The 1,133-nt window shown below is 65.1% G+C and carries 1 protein-coding gene; it reads right to left on the reverse strand.

Translation table 11 applies throughout. The features are described 5' to 3' along the window. Positions 1 to 23: 23 nt before the first annotated feature. A complete protein-coding gene (locus tag ACIRPU_RS44395) occupies positions 24 to 893 on the reverse strand; it encodes an IS5 family transposase (protein WP_403878962.1) in 870 nt (289 codons plus the stop codon). Between the last annotated feature and the right edge of the window lie 240 nt (positions 894 to 1,133).

Here is a 1,133-nt window from a genome sequence, read left to right on the forward strand (position 1 = left end):
AGAGGTCGTTTTCTCCCGTTGTTTTATCCCGAGATAGGCCCTTGGCTACGTGATGTCGGGTCACGCCAGGAGATGGTGTTCTCGCCGGTGAGGCGGCGGGCCATGAGGTCGGTCATGGCGAGCTGGATCATGGCTTCGGAGCGGTGCGGGTGGGTCTCGTAGTCGCGGGCCAGGCGGCGGTGGAGCATGAGCCAGCCGTAGGTCCGCTCGACCGCCCACCGCTTGGGGATCGGAGTGAATCCCCTGGTCCCGGGCCTGCGTTGAGTGATTTCCATATCGATGCCAAGGGTGGCGGCATGCTCGACGAGATGCTGGCGGTACCCGCCGTCGACCCACACCTTGCGGACGCGGGGATGTTCGGCGGCGACCCGGTCCAGGAGCTGGGTGCCGGCCACGGAATCCTGCACGCTGGCCGCGGTGACCAGCACCGCGAGGAGAAGGCCGATCGTGTCGGTGACGATGCTCCGCTTGCGCCCCACGATCTTCTTCCCGGCATCGATGCCCTGGCCCGAGGCGAGCACGCTGGTGGAGGTCTTCACGCTCTGCGCGTCGATCACGCAGGCCGACGGTTCAGCCTCCCGCCCTTCCTTCTGTCGTAAGAGTTGCCTGAGCAGGCCGTTGAGCTGGGCGAACACACCTTCCTGCTGCCACCTGGCGAAGTAGCCGTAGACCGTGTTCCAGTGCGGAAAGTCATGTGGGAGGTAGCGCCACTGAACGCCGGTGCGATCCACATACAAGATCGCGTCCATGATGTCGCGCAGGTCAAGCTCGGGCGGCCGGCCGAAGTCCAGAGCTCTGCCGCGGCGCTCGAAGCGCCAGGCCGCCAGGACCGGCTCGACCAACTCCCAACGGGCATCGGACAGATCACTCGGGTAAGGACGTCGCGTCGACATGCTTCCGGCGTACCGCCGCAGACCGAGTGCGCCCAGGCGCACAGCTGCGACGACAGAAGCACAAAGCGATGACGGCAGACCGGGCATTCATGGGATAAGACAGGAACAAGCAGCATCCCGCCCCACCCATCACCCCACTCGGAACACAAGCCCCGACCGCATCTGTCGCCGCTTCCGCACCGCCGTCCGACAGCAAAGAAATCCTCCGATACCGGGGCAGTTGAGGTGAAAACGACCTCT

The sequence above is a fragment of the Streptomyces sp. NPDC102259 genome, from assembly GCF_044766465.1.
Lineage (GTDB): Bacteria > Actinomycetota > Actinomycetes > Streptomycetales > Streptomycetaceae > Streptomyces.